The 17,017-nt window shown below is 61.0% G+C and carries 7 protein-coding genes; all 7 read left to right on the forward strand.

The annotated features are described in order from the left end of the window. Nucleotides 1-310 precede the first annotated feature (310 nt). The 7 genes from rpoB to KSW38_RS11575 all read left to right on the forward strand — a co-directional run bounded on the left by rpoB (nt 311) and on the right by KSW38_RS11575 (nt 17,004). Nucleotides 311-3,817, forward strand: coding sequence for a DNA-directed RNA polymerase subunit beta (gene rpoB, locus KSW38_RS11545; protein WP_216925082.1), 3,507 nt, complete (start codon nt 311-313; stop codon nt 3,815-3,817). Between the two features lie 104 nt (nt 3,818-3,921). Beyond that, a complete protein-coding gene (locus KSW38_RS11550; protein WP_216925083.1) occupies nt 3,922-7,821 on the forward strand; it encodes a DNA-directed RNA polymerase subunit beta' in 3,900 nt (1,299 codons plus the stop codon). 354 nt (nt 7,822-8,175) lie between these two features. Continuing rightward, nucleotides 8,176-8,550 (forward strand): 30S ribosomal protein S12, encoded by a 375-nt coding sequence (gene rpsL / locus KSW38_RS11555; protein WP_009358312.1) that lies wholly within the window; start codon nt 8,176-8,178, stop codon nt 8,548-8,550. A gap of 1 nt (nt 8,551) precedes the next feature. After that, nucleotides 8,552-9,022, forward strand: a complete 471-nt coding sequence (rpsG, locus tag KSW38_RS11560) for a 30S ribosomal protein S7 (RefSeq protein ID WP_003803829.1) — start codon at nt 8,552-8,554, stop codon at nt 9,020-9,022. A 69-nt stretch (nt 9,023-9,091) separates the two neighbouring features. Then, nucleotides 9,092-11,206, forward strand: a complete 2,115-nt coding sequence (gene fusA, locus KSW38_RS11565; RefSeq protein WP_216925084.1) for an elongation factor G — start codon at nt 9,092-9,094, stop codon at nt 11,204-11,206. Nucleotides 11,207-11,438: 232 nt separating this feature from the next. Continuing rightward, nucleotides 11,439-12,629: an elongation factor Tu gene (tuf, locus tag KSW38_RS11570; RefSeq protein WP_216925085.1), complete on the forward strand. Its 1,191-nt coding sequence runs from the start codon at nt 11,439-11,441 to the stop codon at nt 12,627-12,629. Nucleotides 12,630-12,786: 157 nt separating this feature from the next. Then, entirely contained in the window at nt 12,787-17,004 is a 4,218-nt protein-coding gene (locus tag KSW38_RS11575; protein ID WP_254186394.1) for a hypothetical protein, read from the forward strand. The last annotated feature ends 13 nt before the right edge of the window (nt 17,005-17,017 follow it).

A 17,017-nucleotide genomic window follows, 5' to 3' on the forward strand; every position in this document is an offset into this window, starting at 1 on the left:
AGAGTCCGTGGAACCATGCATAGGTGCCTGCGGCAACAGTGCTTGCATTCGCGGACAATCTGGGGTAGACAGGAAGGCTACTTTGCCGTATCGTAGATATTTGCGTCTTCCCTGTTAACCTTCAGCCTTCATATAGCGGTGGGCTTTACCTCTCAGCTGCAACATTGACGTGCCGTTCACAACGTGCACTGCATGTTCGGACTGGGTCCGGGTCATATAGCGGAACCGGAATAAGTATGATGCGGAGCACTCCGCATCATGCAAACGGGGGAGATCTGAAAACGCCTGAAGGTCTGTGGAAGGATCCCTCTTGGTCGCCTCGAGCACCTCTAATAACGAAACCGCTAACACGGCAAGCACCGATGGTGCCACTCGCCGCCTCTCATTCGCAAAGATTCACGAACCCCTTGATGTTCCGAATCTTCTCGCCCTGCAGACGGACAGCTTTGACTGGCTCGTCGGAAACGAACGCTGGCAGGCGCGGGTAGCGAAGGCTGTCGAGGAGGGCGACCTCAGCGTCGCCACCACCTCCGGACTTGCCGACATCTTCGAAGAGATCTCCCCCATCGAGGACTTCCAGGGCACTATGTCCCTGAGCTTCTCCGAGCCGGAGTTCGCTGATCCGAAGTACACCATGGCCGAATGCAAAGACCGTGACGCCACTTACTCGGCACCGCTGTATGTCAAGGCCGAGTTCATGAACAACAACACGGGCGAAATCAAGCAGCAGACCGTGTTCATGGGCGACTTCCCCCTCATGACTGAAAAGGGAACGTTCGTCGTCAACGGCACCGAGCGTGTCGTTGTCTCCCAGCTGGTCCGTTCGCCGGGCGCCTACTTCGAGCGCACCGCGGACAAGACCAGTGACAAGGACATCTTCACTGCGAAGATTATCCCGTCCCGCGGTGCATGGTTCGAACTCGAAATCGACAAGCGCGATCAGGTCGGCGTTCGCCTCGACCGCAAGCGCAAGCAGTCGGTCACCGTTCTGCTGAAGGCCCTCGGTTGGACCGAAGGCCAGATCCTGGAAGAGTTCGGCCAGTACGACTCCATGCGAGCAACCCTGGAGAAGGACGCCACCGAAACCCGCGAAGACGCACTTCTGGACATCTACCGCAAGCTGCGTCCGGGCGAGCCGCCCACCGTCGAGGCTGCCCAGTCCCTGCTGGACAACCTGTACTTCAACGCCAAGCGTTATGACCTCGCCAAGGTTGGCCGTTACAAGATCAACCGCAAGCTCGGCATCGACCGCTCCCTTGGTGACAAGGAAGCCTCGGTCCTGCACGTCGAAGACATCGTCGCCATGATCAAGTTCCTCGTTGCGCTGCACGCCGGCGAGAAGACCCTCATGGGCAAGCGCGATGGCGAAGACCACGAGCTCCGCGTCGAGATCGATGACATCGACCACTTCGGCAACCGTCGCATCCGCGCCGTTGGCGAACTGATCGAAAACCAGGTCCGCACCGGCCTTTCCCGCATGGAGCGTGTTGTTCGCGAACGCATGACCACGCAGGACGTCGAGGCCATCACGCCGCAGACGCTGATCAACATCCGCCCGGTTGTCGCTGCCATCAAGGAGTTCTTCGGAACCTCCCAGCTGTCGCAGTTCATGGACCAGAACAACCCGCTTTCGGGTCTGACCCACAAGCGCCGTCTGTCGGCTCTTGGCCCGGGTGGTCTTTCCCGTGACCGCGCAGGCATGGAAGTTCGAGACGTTCACCCGTCCCACTACGGACGTATGTGCCCCATCGAAACCCCTGAAGGCCCGAACATTGGTCTGATCGGTTCGCTGGCTTCCTACGGCCGCATCAACCCGTTCGGCTTCATCGAGACGCCTTACCGCCTCGTTTCCGAGGGCGTTGTTTCGGACGAGGTCCAGTACCTCACTGCCGACGACGAAGCTGAAGTCCTGATCGCACAGGCCAACGCTCCGCTGGACGCCGACAAGAAGTTCTCGGAAGAGACCGTCCTTGTCCGTGCCCGTGGTGGTGGAGGCGAGCCGGTTCTGGTTCCCGCTGCCGAAGTTCAGTTCATGGACGTTTCCCCGCGCCAGATGGTGTCCGTGGCAACCGCCCTGATCCCGTTCCTCGAGCATGACGATGCCAACCGTGCACTCATGGGTGCCAACATGCAGCGCCAGGCTGTGCCGCTGGTCCGTTCCGAGGCTCCTTTCGTGGGTACCGGCATGGAGCGCGCAGCAGCAGTCGACGCCGGTGACGTTGTCATCGCGAAGAAGGCCGGTGTGGTCACCGAGGTTTCCGCTGAGCTCGTTGTCATGATCAACGACGACGGCACGGAGACCAACTACCGCATCAACAAGTTCGCCCGTTCCAACCAGGGCAACTGCTACAACCACCGTGTCCTGGTCAACGAAGGCCAGCGCCTGGAAGTCGGCGGCATCATCGCCGACGGTCCTGCAACGGACCAGGGTGAACTCGCCCTCGGTAAGAACCTGCTCGTGGCATTCATGTCATGGGAAGGCCACAACTTCGAGGACGCCATCATCCTGTCCCAGCGCATTGTTGCTGAGGACGTTCTTTCCTCCATCCACATCGAGGAGCACGAGATCGACGCCCGCGACACCAAGCTTGGTGCCGAGGAAATCACCCGTGACATCCCCAACGTGTCCGAGGAAGTCCTTGCAGGCCTGGACGAGCGCGGCATCATCCACATTGGTGCCGAGGTTGAAGCCGGAGACATCCTGGTTGGAAAGGTCACACCCAAGGGTGAAACCGAACTGACTCCGGAAGAGCGCCTTCTCCGCGCTATCTTCGGTGAGAAGTCCCGCGAAGTCCGCGACACCTCCCTGAAGGTTCCCCACGGCGAGTCCGGTACGGTCATCGGCGTCCGCGTCTTCGACCGCGACAACGACGACGAACTGCCCCCGGGCGTGAACCAGTTGGTCCGCGTCTACGTTGCAGCCAAGCGCAAGATCACCGACGGCGACAAGCTCGCCGGCCGTCACGGCAACAAGGGTGTTATCTCCAAGATCCTTCCGATCGAGGACATGCCCTTCCTTGCAGACGGTACCCCGGTGGACATCGTCCTGAACCCGCTTGGTGTTCCGGGTCGTATGAACGTTGGCCAGGTCCTGGAAACCCACCTCGGTTGGGTTGCCAAGACCGGTTGGAAGATCGAGGGCGAGCCGGAGTGGGTCAAGAACCTGCCCAACCTGCCCCGTGAAACCGGCCAGACCACCGTTGCCACCCCGGTGTTCGATGGCGCCCGCGAAGAAGAAATCACGGGACTGCTTGACTCCACCAACGTGACCCGCGACGGCGACCGCCTGATCGATTCCTCCGGCAAGACCCGTCTGTTCGACGGCCGCTCCGGCGAGCCGTTCCCGGACCCGATCTCCGTCGGTTACATGTACATCCTGAAGCTCCACCACCTGGTGGACGACAAGATCCACGCGCGTTCCACCGGTCCGTACTCCATGATCACGCAGCAGCCGCTGGGTGGTAAGGCACAGTTCGGTGGCCAGCGCTTCGGTGAAATGGAAGTGTGGGCGCTCGAAGCTTACGGCGCTGCCTACACGCTTCAGGAACTCCTCACGATCAAGTCCGATGACATTCATGGTCGTGTGAAGGTCTACGAAGCCATCGTCAAGGGCGAGAACATCCCTGAGCCTGGCGTTCCCGAGTCCTTCAAGGTCTTGATCAAGGAAATGCAGTCGTTGTGCCTGAACGTGGAAGTTCTTTCCACCGATGGAACCACGATCGAAATGCGTGACTCTGATGACGCAGTCTTCACGGCTGCGGAAGAACTGGGCATCGATCTGTCTCGTGCAGAGCCCAGTTCCGTAGAAGAGGTCTAGTAGCCGTTCCGGTGGGCAGCAGTACGTCACTGTCCACCGGAACAGCTCCCTCTTCCCGTAACCAAGACTTCAGAATTTAGAGAACAAGAGAGAACAGGGACCATATGTCCAGCGAATCCTCCTTCGGCCTCATGCAGATCGGCCTCGCCACCGCGGAAGACATCCGTGGCTGGTCTTACGGTGAGGTCAAGAAGCCGGAAACCATCAACTACCGCACGCTCAAGCCTGAGAAGGACGGTCTTTTCTGCGAGAAGATCTTCGGTCCTTCCCGCGACTGGGAATGCTACTGCGGCAAGTACAAGCGCGTCCGCTTCAAGGGCATCATCTGTGAGCGTTGTGGCGTTGAAGTCACCCGCGCCAAGGTGCGCCGTGAGCGCATGGGCCACATCGAACTGGCTGCGCCCGTAACCCACATCTGGTACTTCAAGGGCGTTCCCTCGCGCTTGGGCTACCTCTTGGACCTGGCTCCGAAGGACCTTGAGAAGGTCATTTACTTCGCTGCCTACATGATCACCAGCGTTGACACGGAAAACCGCCACGCTGAACTGCCGAACCTCCAGGTCGAGCACGACCTCGAGAAGAAGCAGCTGGTGGACAACCGCGACAGCGACATCGCCACGATCGCCCGCGACCTTGAAGACGAGCTTGCCCGTCTTGAAGGTGAAGGCGCCAAGGCTGCCGACAAGAAGAAGGCCCGCGACTCCGCAGACCGCCAGATGGCGAACGTCCGCAAGCGTGCCGACGCCGATATCGAGCGCCTTGAGCAGGTCTGGGACCGCTTCAAGAACCTCAAGGTCGCTGACCTTGAGGGCGACGAGGGCCTGTACCGCGAACTGCGTGACCGCTACGGCATGTACTTCGAAGGCTCCATGGGTGCCGAAGCGATCAAGAAGCGTCTTGAGACCTTCGACATGCAGGCTGAAGCCGAGTCGCTGCGCGACACCATCCAGAACGGCAAGGGCCAGCGCAAGACGCGTGCCCTGAAGCGCCTGAAGGTTGTCAACGCATTCCTCACCACCAACAACAGCCCGCTTGGCATGGTTCTGGACGCCGTCCCGGTGATCCCGCCGGAACTGCGCCCGATGGTCCAGTTGGACGGTGGCCGCTTCGCGACCTCGGACCTCAACGACCTCTACCGCCGCGTGATCAACCGCAACAACCGACTCAAGCGACTGCTTGACCTTGGTGCTCCGGAGATCATCGTCAACAACGAGAAGCGCATGCTTCAGGAAGCTGTTGACAGCCTCTTCGACAACGGTCGTCGTGGCCGCCCCGTTACGGGTCCGGGCAACCGTCCGCTGAAGTCCCTGAGCGACATGCTCAAGGGCAAGCAGGGTCGTTTCCGCCAGAACCTCCTCGGCAAGCGTGTTGACTACTCCGGCCGTTCGGTCATCGTCGTTGGCCCGCAGCTGAAGCTGCACCAGTGTGGTCTGCCCAAGCAGATGGCGCTGGAGCTCTTCAAGCCGTTCGTGATGAAGCGCCTGGTTGACCTCAACCACGCGCAGAACATCAAGTCGGCAAAGCGCATGGTCGAGCGTTACCGTCCGCAGGTTTGGGACGTGCTGGAAGAGATCATCACCGAACACCCGGTGCTGCTCAACCGTGCACCTACCCTTCACCGCCTCGGCATCCAGGCCTTCGAACCGCAGCTTGTGGAAGGCAAGGCAATCCAGCTTCACCCGCTGGTTTGTGGCGCCTTCAACGCTGACTTCGACGGCGACCAGATGGCAGTGCACCTGCCGCTGAGCCCGGAAGCCCAGGCCGAAGCCCGCATCCTGATGCTGTCCTCGAACAACATCCTGAAGCCGTCCGATGGCCGCCCGGTTACCCTGCCTTCGCAGGATATGATCATCGGCCTGTACCACCTGACCACCAAGCGCGTCGGCTCTGCCGGCGAAGGCCGCATCTTCTCCTCGGTTTCGGAAGCCATCATGGCGTACGACGCCCGTGATCTGCACCTGAACTCCCAGGTCAAGATCCGTCTGGAGAACTTCGTGCCTTACGCCGGTTGGGAAGCTCCGGAAGGTTGGGAGCCGGGTCAGCCTGCTCTCGTGCAGACCTCCCTGGGCCAGGTCATCTTCAACCAGACGCTGCCCGAGGATTACCCGTGGGTTGAGGCTGTTGCCGACAAGGGCGAACTGTCCCGGATCGTCAACGACCTCGCCGAGCGCTACCCGAAGGTTGTCACGGCCGCAACGCTGGACAACCTGAAGGATGCCGGTTTCTACTGGGCAACCCGCTCGGGCGTCACCGTGGCTATCTCCGACATCGAGGTGCCTACCTCCAAGCCCGCCATCCTGGCTGGTTACGAGAACATGGCCGCCAAGATCCAGGGCCAGTACGACAAGGGCCTGATCGACGACGACGAGCGTCGCCAGGAACTGATCGAGATCTGGAACAAGGCCACCAACGAGATCGCCCAGGCGATGCGTGACAGCCTGTCCCCGATGAACACCATCAACCGCATGGTGTCCTCCGGTGCACGTGGTAACTGGATGCAGGTTCGCCAGATCGCGGGTATCCGTGGTCTTGTGGCCAACCCGAAGGGTGAGATCATCCCTCGCCCGATCAAGTCCTCCTACCGCGAGGGCCTGTCGGTGCTGGAATACTTCATCGCCACGCACGGTGCCCGTAAGGGTCTGGCCGATACCGCTCTCCGTACCGCCAACTCGGGTTACCTGACCCGTCGTCTGGTGGACGTTTCGCAGGACGTCATCGTCCGCGAAGAGGACTGCGGTACCGAACGTGGTCTGCTTACGCCGATCGCCGTTCCGGATTCCAACGGTGAGCTCGTCCTGGACGAGAACGTCGAGAACAGCGCCTACGCACGTACGCTGGCTGTCGACGTCGTCGATGCCCAGGGCAACGTCCTGGCTGCCGGTGGAACCGACTGCGGCGACGTCGTTATCGACCAGCTGCTGGCTGCAGGTATCACTGAAGTCAAGGTCCGTTCCGTACTCACCTGTGAGTCCAAGGTCGGCACCTGTGCACTCTGCTACGGCCGTTCGCTGGCAACGGGCAAGACCGTGGACATCGGAGAGGCCGTGGGCATCATCGCCGCACAGTCCATCGGTGAGCCCGGTACCCAGCTGACCATGCGTACGTTCCACACCGGTGGTGCCGTTTCTGCTGGTGGTGGCGACGACATCACCCAGGGTCTGCCCCGTATCCAGGAGCTCTTCGAAGCCCGTACTCCGAAGGGTGTTGCACCGATTGCTGAAGCAGCCGGCCGCATCACCATCGAAGAGTCCGAGCGCCAGATGCGCCTGGTGATCACTCCGGACGATGGTTCCGAAGAGATTGCCTACCCGGTGCTGCGCCGTTCCCGTCTCCTCATCGAGGATGGCGAGCACGTCAGCGTCGGCCAGAAGCTGATCAACGGTCCGGTGGACCCGAAGCAGGTTCTGCGCATCATGGGTCCCCGTGCCGCACAGAAGTTCCTTGTGGACGAGGTCCAGGGCGTTTACCGCAGCCAGGGTATTGGTATCCACGACAAGCACGTCGAGGTTATCGTCCGCCAGATGCTGCGCCGCGTGACCGTCATCGAATCCGGCGACTCCGACCTGCTCCCTGGTGAGCTTGCAGAGCGCTCCCGCTTCGAAGACGAGAACCGCCGCGTCGTGTCCGAGGGCAAGTCCCCGGCTTCGGGTCGTCCGGAACTCATGGGTATCACCAAGGCGTCCCTGGCAACTGAGTCCTGGCTGTCGGCCGCTTCCTTCCAGGAGACCACCCGCGTCCTGACGCAGGCGGCCATGGAAGGCAAGAGCGATCCTCTGCTCGGCCTCAAGGAGAACGTCATCATCGGTAAGCTCATCCCGGCCGGTACGGGCCTGCCCCGTTACACGGAGGTCACGGTTGAGCCGACCGAGGAAGCAAAGGCAAGCCTGTTCACGGGCCCCAGCGCTTTCACCGATTTCTCCTATGACGCCCTGGGCGGCGACGGTGCTCCCGAGTTCCACGCCATCCCGCTGGATGACTACGATCTCGGCAACGACTTCCGCTGAAACCAGCAGTAGTTAATGGCTGAAGGACGGGCCCCGCACTCAAGAGTGCGGGGCCCGTCCCGTTAACGGAACGCCATACACCCGATTAAGGCCTCAGATCAAGCCGTGCTAGAATTTTGGTAATTGTTCTGTGTGGCAGTGGATGAAGGCCGCCGCAGCATCATTTTGGTTTTGTTCTCATGGTGCTGGGTGGAGCCTGTTTCCGGGTTGCGGGCAACATGCGCAACGAATGCCGCACTTTTGCACGCCTACCGGATGTTTCGGCCGGCCGCATGAGCAACGCCAAAGTTCCCACGTTTACACTGGCTGGCGCCTGTGTGTGGGGGCAGAGATCAAACAACGGAGAACACGAAAGTGCCTACGATTAACCAGCTGGTCCGCAAGGGCCGCACGCCGAAGGTCTCCAAGACCAAGGCTCCCGCGCTGAAGGGCAGCCCGATGCGCCGCGGTGTTTGCACCCGCGTTTACACCACCACCCCCAAGAAGCCGAACTCGGCTCTTCGTAAGGTGGCACGTGTGCGCCTCAACGGTGGCGTTGAAGTTACCGCTTACATCCCCGGCGTTGGCCACAACCTCCAGGAGCACTCCATCGTGCTCGTCCGTGGTGGTCGTGTGAAGGACCTTCCGGGTGTCCGCTACAAGATCGTCCGCGGCGCACTCGACACCCAGGGTGTCAAGAACCGCAAGCAGGCCCGCAGCCGTTACGGCGCAAAGATGGAGAAGAAGTAATATGCCTCGCAAGGGTCCGGCCCCGAAGCGGCCGCTAGTTTCCGATCCCGTTTACGGCTCCCCGTTGGTCACTCAGCTGATCAACAAGGTTCTGGTTGACGGCAAGAAGTCCACCGCAGAGCGCATCGTTTACGGTGCCCTCGAAGGTGCACGTGCCAAGTCCGGCGGCGACCCCGTTGCTGCCCTCAAGAAGGCCATGGACAACGTCAAGCCTTCCCTCGAGGTGCGTTCACGCCGTGTTGGTGGCGCCACCTACCAGGTTCCGGTTGAGGTCAAGCCGGGTCGCTCCACCGCCCTCGCCCTGCGTTGGCTCGTGGGCTACTCCAAGGCCCGCCGCGAGAAGACCATGACCGAGCGTCTCCAGAACGAAATCCTGGATGCCTCGAACGGTCTCGGTGCCGCTGTCAAGCGTCGCGAAGACACCCACAAGATGGCCGAGTCCAACAAGGCCTTCGCACACTACCGCTGGTAAATCCTCCCGGGCGCCGTCGGCTCAACCGAGCCGGCGGCGAACGTGTAGTCCATCCGAAAGGGAGACCCCGTGGCACAGGACGTGCTTACCGACCTTAACAAGGTCCGCAATATCGGCATCATGGCCCACATCGATGCCGGCAAGACCACCACTACCGAGCGCATCCTGTTCTACACGGGTGTGAACCACAAGATCGGCGAGACGCACGACGGCGCCTCGACGACCGACTGGATGGAACAGGAAAAGGAACGCGGCATCACCATCACGTCTGCCGCCGTGACTTGCTTCTGGAACCAGAACCAGATCAACATCATCGACACCCCGGGCCACGTGGACTTCACGGTTGAGGTTGAGCGCTCCCTGCGCGTCCTCGACGGTGCTGTCGCAGTGTTCGACGGCAAGGAAGGCGTGGAGCCGCAGTCCGAGACTGTTTGGCGCCAGGCTGACAAGTACAACGTTCCGCGTATCTGCTTCGTCAACAAGATGGACAAGCTGGGTGCGGACTTCTACTTCACCGTAGACACCATCATTTCCCGCCTTGGTGCCAAGCCGCTGGTCATGCAGCTGCCGATCGGCGCTGAGAACGACTTCATCGGCGTGGTTGACCTCCTCGAAATGCGTGCGCTGGTTTGGCCTGGCGACGCAAAGGGTGACGTCACCATGGGCGCTTCCTACGAAGTGCAGGCAATTCCGGCGGACCTCCAGGCCAAGGCTGAAGAGTACCGTGCACAGCTCGTAGAGACTGTGGCCGAAGCCTCCGAAGAGCTCATGGAGAAGTACCTCGAAGGTGAAGAACTCACCCTTGAGGAACTGAAGGCCGGCATCCGCAAGATGACCATCAACTCCGAGCTCTACCCCGTGTTCTGTGGCTCTGCCTTCAAGAACCGTGGCGTACAGCCGATGCTTGACGCTGTTGTTGACTTCCTGCCGAACCCGCTCGACGTCCCGCCGATGATCGGTCACGATCCCCGCGACGAAGAGAAGGAACTCACCCGCAAGCCGTCTGCAGACGAGCCGTTCTCGGCCCTCGCCTTCAAGATTGCTGCGCACCCGTTCTTCGGTCAGCTGACCTTCATCCGCGTGTACTCCGGTCACGTTGAGGCCGGCGCCCAGGTGGTCAACTCCACCAAGGGCAAGAAGGAACGTATCGGCAAGCTGTTCCAGATGCACGCCAACAAGGAAATGCCCGTTGAGGGCGCTACCGCCGGCCACATCTACGCAGCCATCGGTCTGAAGGACACCACCACAGGCGATACCCTGTGTGACTCCAACCAGCAGATCGTCCTCGAGTCCATGAGCTTCCCGGAGCCCGTGATCTCGGTTGCCATCGAGCCCAACACCAAGGGTGACCAGGAGAAGCTCTCCACGGCTATCCAGAAGCTCTCCGCTGAGGACCCGACCTTCCAGGTCTCCCTCAACGAAGACACGGGCCAGACCATCATCGCCGGCATGGGCGAGCTCCACCTGGACATCCTGGTGGACCGCATGCGCCGCGAATTCAAGGTTGAGGCAAACGTCGGCAAGCCGCAGGTTGCTTACCGCGAAACCATCAAGCGCGCTGTAGAGCGTCACGACTACACGCACAAGAAGCAGACCGGTGGTTCGGGTCAGTTCGCAAAGATCCAGATCGCGATCGAGCCGATGGACACCTCTTCCGGCGAGCTGTACGAGTTCGAGAACAAGGTCACCGGTGGCCGCGTTCCGCGCGAATACATCCCGTCCGTTGACGCTGGTATCCAGGATGCATTGAACGACGGCGTCCTGGCCGGCTACCCGGTTGTCGGCATCAAGGCCACGCTGATTGACGGCGCATCCCACGATGTTGACTCTTCGGAAATGGCGTTCAAGATCGCCGGCCGTATGGCTTTCAAGGAAGCTGCACGCAAGGCGAACCCTGTTCTGCTCGAACCGCTCATGGATGTTGAGGTCCGCACACCTGAGGAATACATGGGTGATGTTATTGGTGACCTGAACGCCCGTCGTGGCCAGATGCAGTCCATGGAGGACGCAGCAGGTGTGAAGGTTATCCGTGCACACGTTCCGCTGTCCGGCATGTTCGGTTACATTGGCGACCTCCGTTCCAAGACGCAGGGTCGTGCCGTGTACTCCATGACGTTCAACAGCTACGCGGAGGTCCCGAAGGCTGTAGCCGACGAGATCATCCAGAAAACCCGCGGAGAGTAATCTCCCGGAAAACGGATGCTATTCCGATTCCGGGAGGGCATCTTAGCGTGTGAGGTGGGGCTGCGGCGAAGGCCGCGGCCCGGCCCCTGCGCGAACAGGCTCTAGGAACTAGTATTGGTTCCTGAATCTGCAATTTCACCAAAACCAAGCCCCCAAGTAGACTTGCTAAAGTTTCTGCCGCGAAAAGCGCGGCCGAGGAGCACTTCACTTGAAATCGTTCTAGGAGGAACCTGTGGCAAAGGCAAAGTTCGAGCGGACTAAGCCGCACGTCAACATCGGCACCATTGGTCACGTTGACCACGGTAAGACGACGCTGACTGCCGCCATTTCCAAGGTGCTGTACGACCAGTACCCGGATCTCAACGAGCAGCGCGACTTCGCGTCCATCGACTCTGCTCCGGAAGAGCGCCAGCGCGGTATTACCATCAACATCTCCCACGTGGAGTACCAGACCGAGAAGCGTCACTACGCACACGTTGACGCCCCGGGTCACGCTGACTACATCAAGAACATGATCACCGGTGCTGCCCAGATGGACGGCGCAATCCTCGTGGTTGCCGCAACCGATGGTCCGATGGCCCAGACCCGTGAGCACGTTCTGCTCGCCCGCCAGGTTGGTGTTCCCTACCTGCTGGTCGCACTGAACAAGTCGGACATGGTTGATGACGAAGAACTCCTCGACCTCGTCGAAATGGAAGTTCGTGAGCTCCTGAGCTCGCAGGGCTTCGATGGCGATGAAGCTCCGGTTGTTCGCGTTTCCGGTCTGAAGGCTCTGGAAGGCGACCCGGTTTGGGTCAAGTCCGTCCAGGACCTGATGGCAGCTGTCGACGAGTCCGTTCCGGACCCCGTACGTGACCGCGACAAGCCGTTCCTGATGCCGATCGAAGACGTCTTCACCATCACCGGTCGTGGCACCGTTGTTACGGGCCGCGCCGAGCGTGGAACCCTCGCCATCAACTCCGAGGTCGAGATCGTTGGCATCCGCCCGATCCAGAAGACCACGGTTACCGGTATCGAGATGTTCCACAAGCAGCTCGACGAAGCATGGGCCGGCGAGAACTGTGGCCTCCTGCTCCGCGGTCTCAAGCGCGACGACGTCGAGCGTGGCCAGGTTGTCGTCAAGCCGGGTTCCATCACCCCGCACACCGACTTCGAGGCCAACGTCTACATCCTTTCCAAGGACGAAGGCGGACGTCACAACCCGTTCTACTCGAACTACCGCCCGCAGTTCTACTTCCGTACCACGGACGTAACCGGCGTTATCACCCTGCCGGAAGGCACGGAAATGGTTATGCCTGGCGACAACACTGAGATGACCGTTGAGCTCATCCAGCCGATCGCTATGGAAGAGGGCCTCGGCTTCGCTATCCGCGAAGGCGGCCGCACCGTTGGTTCGGGACGTGTTACCAAGATCATCAAGTAGTTTCTACTTGTAGATCGGCAAACTTCCGGCATCGCCGGTAGCAAGCTAAAGAAGAACCCCATCGCTTATGTGATGGGGTTCTTCTTTGTTATCATTAATCTATCGATTGGATTAATGCCGTGCAGGCCTTGCGCCCGGCATCACCGTAGGAGCTTCCATGCTGGGATTCTTGACAACAGGCCTTGTGGTGCTGCTTTTGGCCGCTATCGGCGTCATTGGCTACGCGCTGGGCGTGGTGCGGGGCCGGCGGGAGGGGGCCCGCTCGACGCCGCCTGTCAGAATCGACGACGCCGCCACTTACCGTGCGGGGTATCTCGCCGGGCATCTGGCAGGTTGGGAGGACGCGCGAGGGCAAAGCCAGCGGCCCGCAGTGCGGCAGCAACCGGCGACAGTGGAGCAATCGGCGACTGTAGTGCAATCGTCTGCTCCACGGCAGCCGGCGACGTTCCAGCCGACGATCTTGCCTCCTGTCTTTCAGCAAGCGGTGGGGATCGCTGCGCCACCCGCGGTGCCGCCGTCGTACAGTCGCGGGCCGGTTCCCCCGCGCAATGTGGCTCCTACGCCACAACAACTGCAATTCCAGCCGACGCTTCCCCCGCGCGAGAGCCCGGAAACGGTAGCGGCGAGAAAGGAGAAGCGCGACCGCCAAAACATCAACATCACGTTGTACGTCGCGAGTCTGTTGCTTGTTGCCGCTGGCGCCCTGTTTGTTGGAACCAGCCTTCCGGAGGTTTTTCGTTTTGTGGCTATTTGGGCCATCACCATCTTGTTCTATTCTTCGGGGCTCATCATCCAGCGAAGGGTGCCTCGGCTTCGCCCGGCAGCCATAGCCTTTACAGGTACAGGGCTGGCATTGGTCCCGGTTACAGGCTTGGCCATGTACAACTTTGCCCTCCATGACGGCCCCATGGCATGGCTGATCACGTCATTGCTGGGAACTGCTGCCTACGTTTACGCTGCGCTGCGCCTCGATAACAAGGTGCTGGCGTTGCTCTCACTCACCTTCGTGGTTTCCGCTGCCTGGTCTGGAGTATCAGTGCTTGGCGGTGCCTTGGTCTGGTACTTTACCGCGCTGATTGGCGTTGCCATTCTCTTCACACTGGGTGCACTGGTTCGCCCCCGTTGGCTTCCTCCGCTCTATATGCGTCCTCTGGTGGTACTGCATCCGTTTGTGGTGCCGTTCGTCGGGCTCGCGGTCAGCATGACGCCCAATTTCCTGGCTAAGGGGGAGTACCCCATGGTCATGGTGATGTGCGGGCTTTATTTTGCCGTGATGGTGTTTGTGAAGTCAGATCAGCACCGATTGCTCAATTTCTATGGCGCCCGCACCGCCTTCACCCTGGCCGTTTTGGGTCTTGTGTGGGATGTATCTGCGGACTCAAGCCGTGTGGTGCTGGCTGCAATCATCTGCCTGGGGGTTCAATCGGTTGGAGTCGCGTTCGGCGGAAAGCGCGTGGTTTCGCGCACGTGGTGGTACGACGCCGTCTCGTGCCTCGGGCTGCAAGTTGTTGCCGCGGTTGTCCTCACGGTCATGCTTGGCGTGGGAACATTCCAGATGCCGGAGTTCGTGCCGTTCTTCATTGCTATGACGACAGCCATGGTGCTGGGCTGGAAGCTGGGCCACGGGGCAGAGTTCGCACCGGCCGCCGTACTTGTTGTAGCAGCACCGTTCGTTGGGTTGCTGGGTGCGTGGCCTGTGACCGTGCTGCTCGCTGTCGCGGGCCTCTATTGGTTCCTTCTGGGAGCCGTCACGCCGGGGCCCCTTCGACATGTCTACTTCTTGGCTGGGCGGGTCGCCCTGACGCTAGCCGTAGCGGCGTCGGCCGCGGGGGGCTTCACCGATCATCCGGGCAGGTCTTCCTACACGTTGTTCGCTTTCGTGGCGGCGTGTGCCGTACAGCAATTGGTGAGTGCCTTGCTTGAGGGCAACGGTGTTCGCACCATGGGAGGGCGGGCGTCCACAGCGGGGTTCGGCGGGGCGGCGATGGCAGGACTCCTTGCTTTGCCTGTTTTCGATGACGCACCCGGGCGGCCCACTGTGGCAGTTGCTGTGGGAGTGGTGGTTGCCGCAGGATTGGTCTCCGGCTGGTTGGCGTTCCCGCAAGGTAGGGACAGTAGTAGTTCCGGTCCCACAGGTGGTGGCGTGCTGATCTGGCGTTCGACAATGGGGGAGTTCCTGGCTCCGGCCGCCGCTACGGTGGCAGGCATCGTGGCTGCGGTTTCTGTGTCGCGCACACTGGCTAACGTGGTTCTCTTGGCCGCTGTCACATACTTTTGCGCCACAGCCCTCCGGTTGCCATCTTCCTTGCATAGGCAAAGCTACTGGTGGTTGGCGCGCGCTGCAGGAACCGTGTTGGTGGCCTCGGCCTACTACGACACAACGAAGGACGCCGGATTCCAGATTGCCGGTGAAGGGATTGGCGTCGGCCTGATTGTCATCGTCGTCCTTGCTCTGCAGCTGATCCTGCCGCTGCGCGCAGGTTATGTTGCGAAGTTCCTGCGGCCTGCCATTATCGATGCTGGTGTAGTGCTTGCCGGGATGGTCCTGTGCAGTATGTTCCTCACCATGGCGCCCGGGGTTCGCGAGGGCTGGCAGCCAGGTGCGGGTGCCACCATTACGGCACTGGCGGCCGTGGCGATCAGTACGACGCTTCGAGCCGACAAACTGGGATGGTTGTTCGCTCCCGCGGCAATGGTTCTGCTGTTCGCCCTCCGGCTAGGAAATATCAGGGATGTGGAACTCCTGCTGGGCATCTTTACGGCATATAGCGGCTTCATGGTTGCTGTGACCGGCAAACGCCTCGCCCGCGGTGGATACCTGTTGGCTGTGCGCCTTCTGTCCGGGGTCTTGGTCACCCTAGTGGTGGCCGACTTCACGGAGTCGGCTGCGGCTACGTCTGTCGCTGTCGCGCTGATCCTCATCCTGCAGTTGCCAGTGCAGTTCGTTGTGCAGTCCTTCCTCCGAGGCCGAGGCAGCGATGACCCCTTCCAGAAGGCAATGGTTTGGGCTGTACCAAGTGCACAGCTTCTTCTCCCACTGGCCTACTTACTCACAGCAGATTACGACGGCGGTGGCCGTTGGGTGCTCCTCGCGGAGTTGGCGTTCGTTCCGCTAGGGGCCGCGATTGCGTGGCGCACCTTTGGTGCCCGGGGAGTGCAGTACTTCGGGATCGCTGCAGTCACAGCAGGAGTGATTGCGGCTGGACCATCCCTGGGCTTCCCATCCGATACGTGGCTGTATCAGCCGTTGCTGGACAAGTATCAAGTGCCATGGGTGCTGCTGGGGCTGGCGGTGGTTGCCGTCGTAGCCAGGGCAATTTTCGCGCCTGTGAACGCAGGGCCCGTCAAGACTGGCAAGGGTTCCGTTGCAGCTGTGGCCGAACGGTGGTTGTGGTTGGTTTCTGCACTGACTTTCACCACTACCGGCGGTTTGTTGGCTGTGACGACGTCGCTGTCGCTTAGTGGTTTTACCGTCCTGGTTCTGGCGTCCGTGCTGTTCGCTGCCTCGCACTTTGAGCGGATGCCCTCCCTCTATGCCCCTGCCGCGCCCGCCGCGCTGGTCGGTGCTGTGACCGCCGTCGACGGTTTGCTGGATGGGCGGGAGTTGACCGCCTGGGACTCCTTCCTTCCCTGGCTGATAGGCGCAATGGGAACCGCGGCAGCCATGTATGTGGTCCGACGGTTGGGCGGCCCCTCTATCACCTCACAACCCTGGCGGCGCAACGCCCTGGTGATAACTTCGATCACCGGGCTTGTCATAGCTGCGGCCGTCGGCCTGGGACGGGACCAGACCTCGCTGGTGGGCGCGGCCCTGATCCTTGTTTCCGGAGTGTTGGTGGTTATCGAGGTCACGAACGGCAAGTGGCTGGCCGGAGAAATCACTGTCCTCGCAACCCTGGCGGGATTCCAGCGGGCGCTGCTGTTTGTGGATGGCGGCTCGCCTGATTGGTTCTGGGCGGCACAATGGTACGTCGTTGCCGGCGCGGTTGTGGCAGGGGTGCGCTACATGGGCCGGCAACGTTCCGAGGGACAATTGCGGCTTACAGTCACAGCAGGGCTACTCTCCTTGACCGCCGTGGGGACAATTTTCGCGGGGACATCATCCCAGCAGATCTATGTCCTCGTGGCCCATGTGGTGCTCCTCGTGGCCGGACTTCTCCTGGCCGAGCGCATGTTCGTGTGGTGGGGCGCTGCGGGCGTGGCTGCCAGTGTGATGTGGGCGCTGCGAAGTTACGCATTCGCCATGCTGGCGCTCGTTGCCTTGGCCCTGATCGTGCTGGCGGTATGGCGGCTGAATCGAAAACCGCCAGCAACCGGCGGCAACATCCCAACAGAAGAAACTACACAAGCATCCAGCCGGGATGGAATCCGCTAACGTTGAACCCTAT

It is taken from the genome of Paenarthrobacter aromaticivorans (assembly GCF_019038615.1).
Lineage (GTDB): Bacteria > Actinomycetota > Actinomycetes > Actinomycetales > Micrococcaceae > Arthrobacter > Arthrobacter aromaticivorans.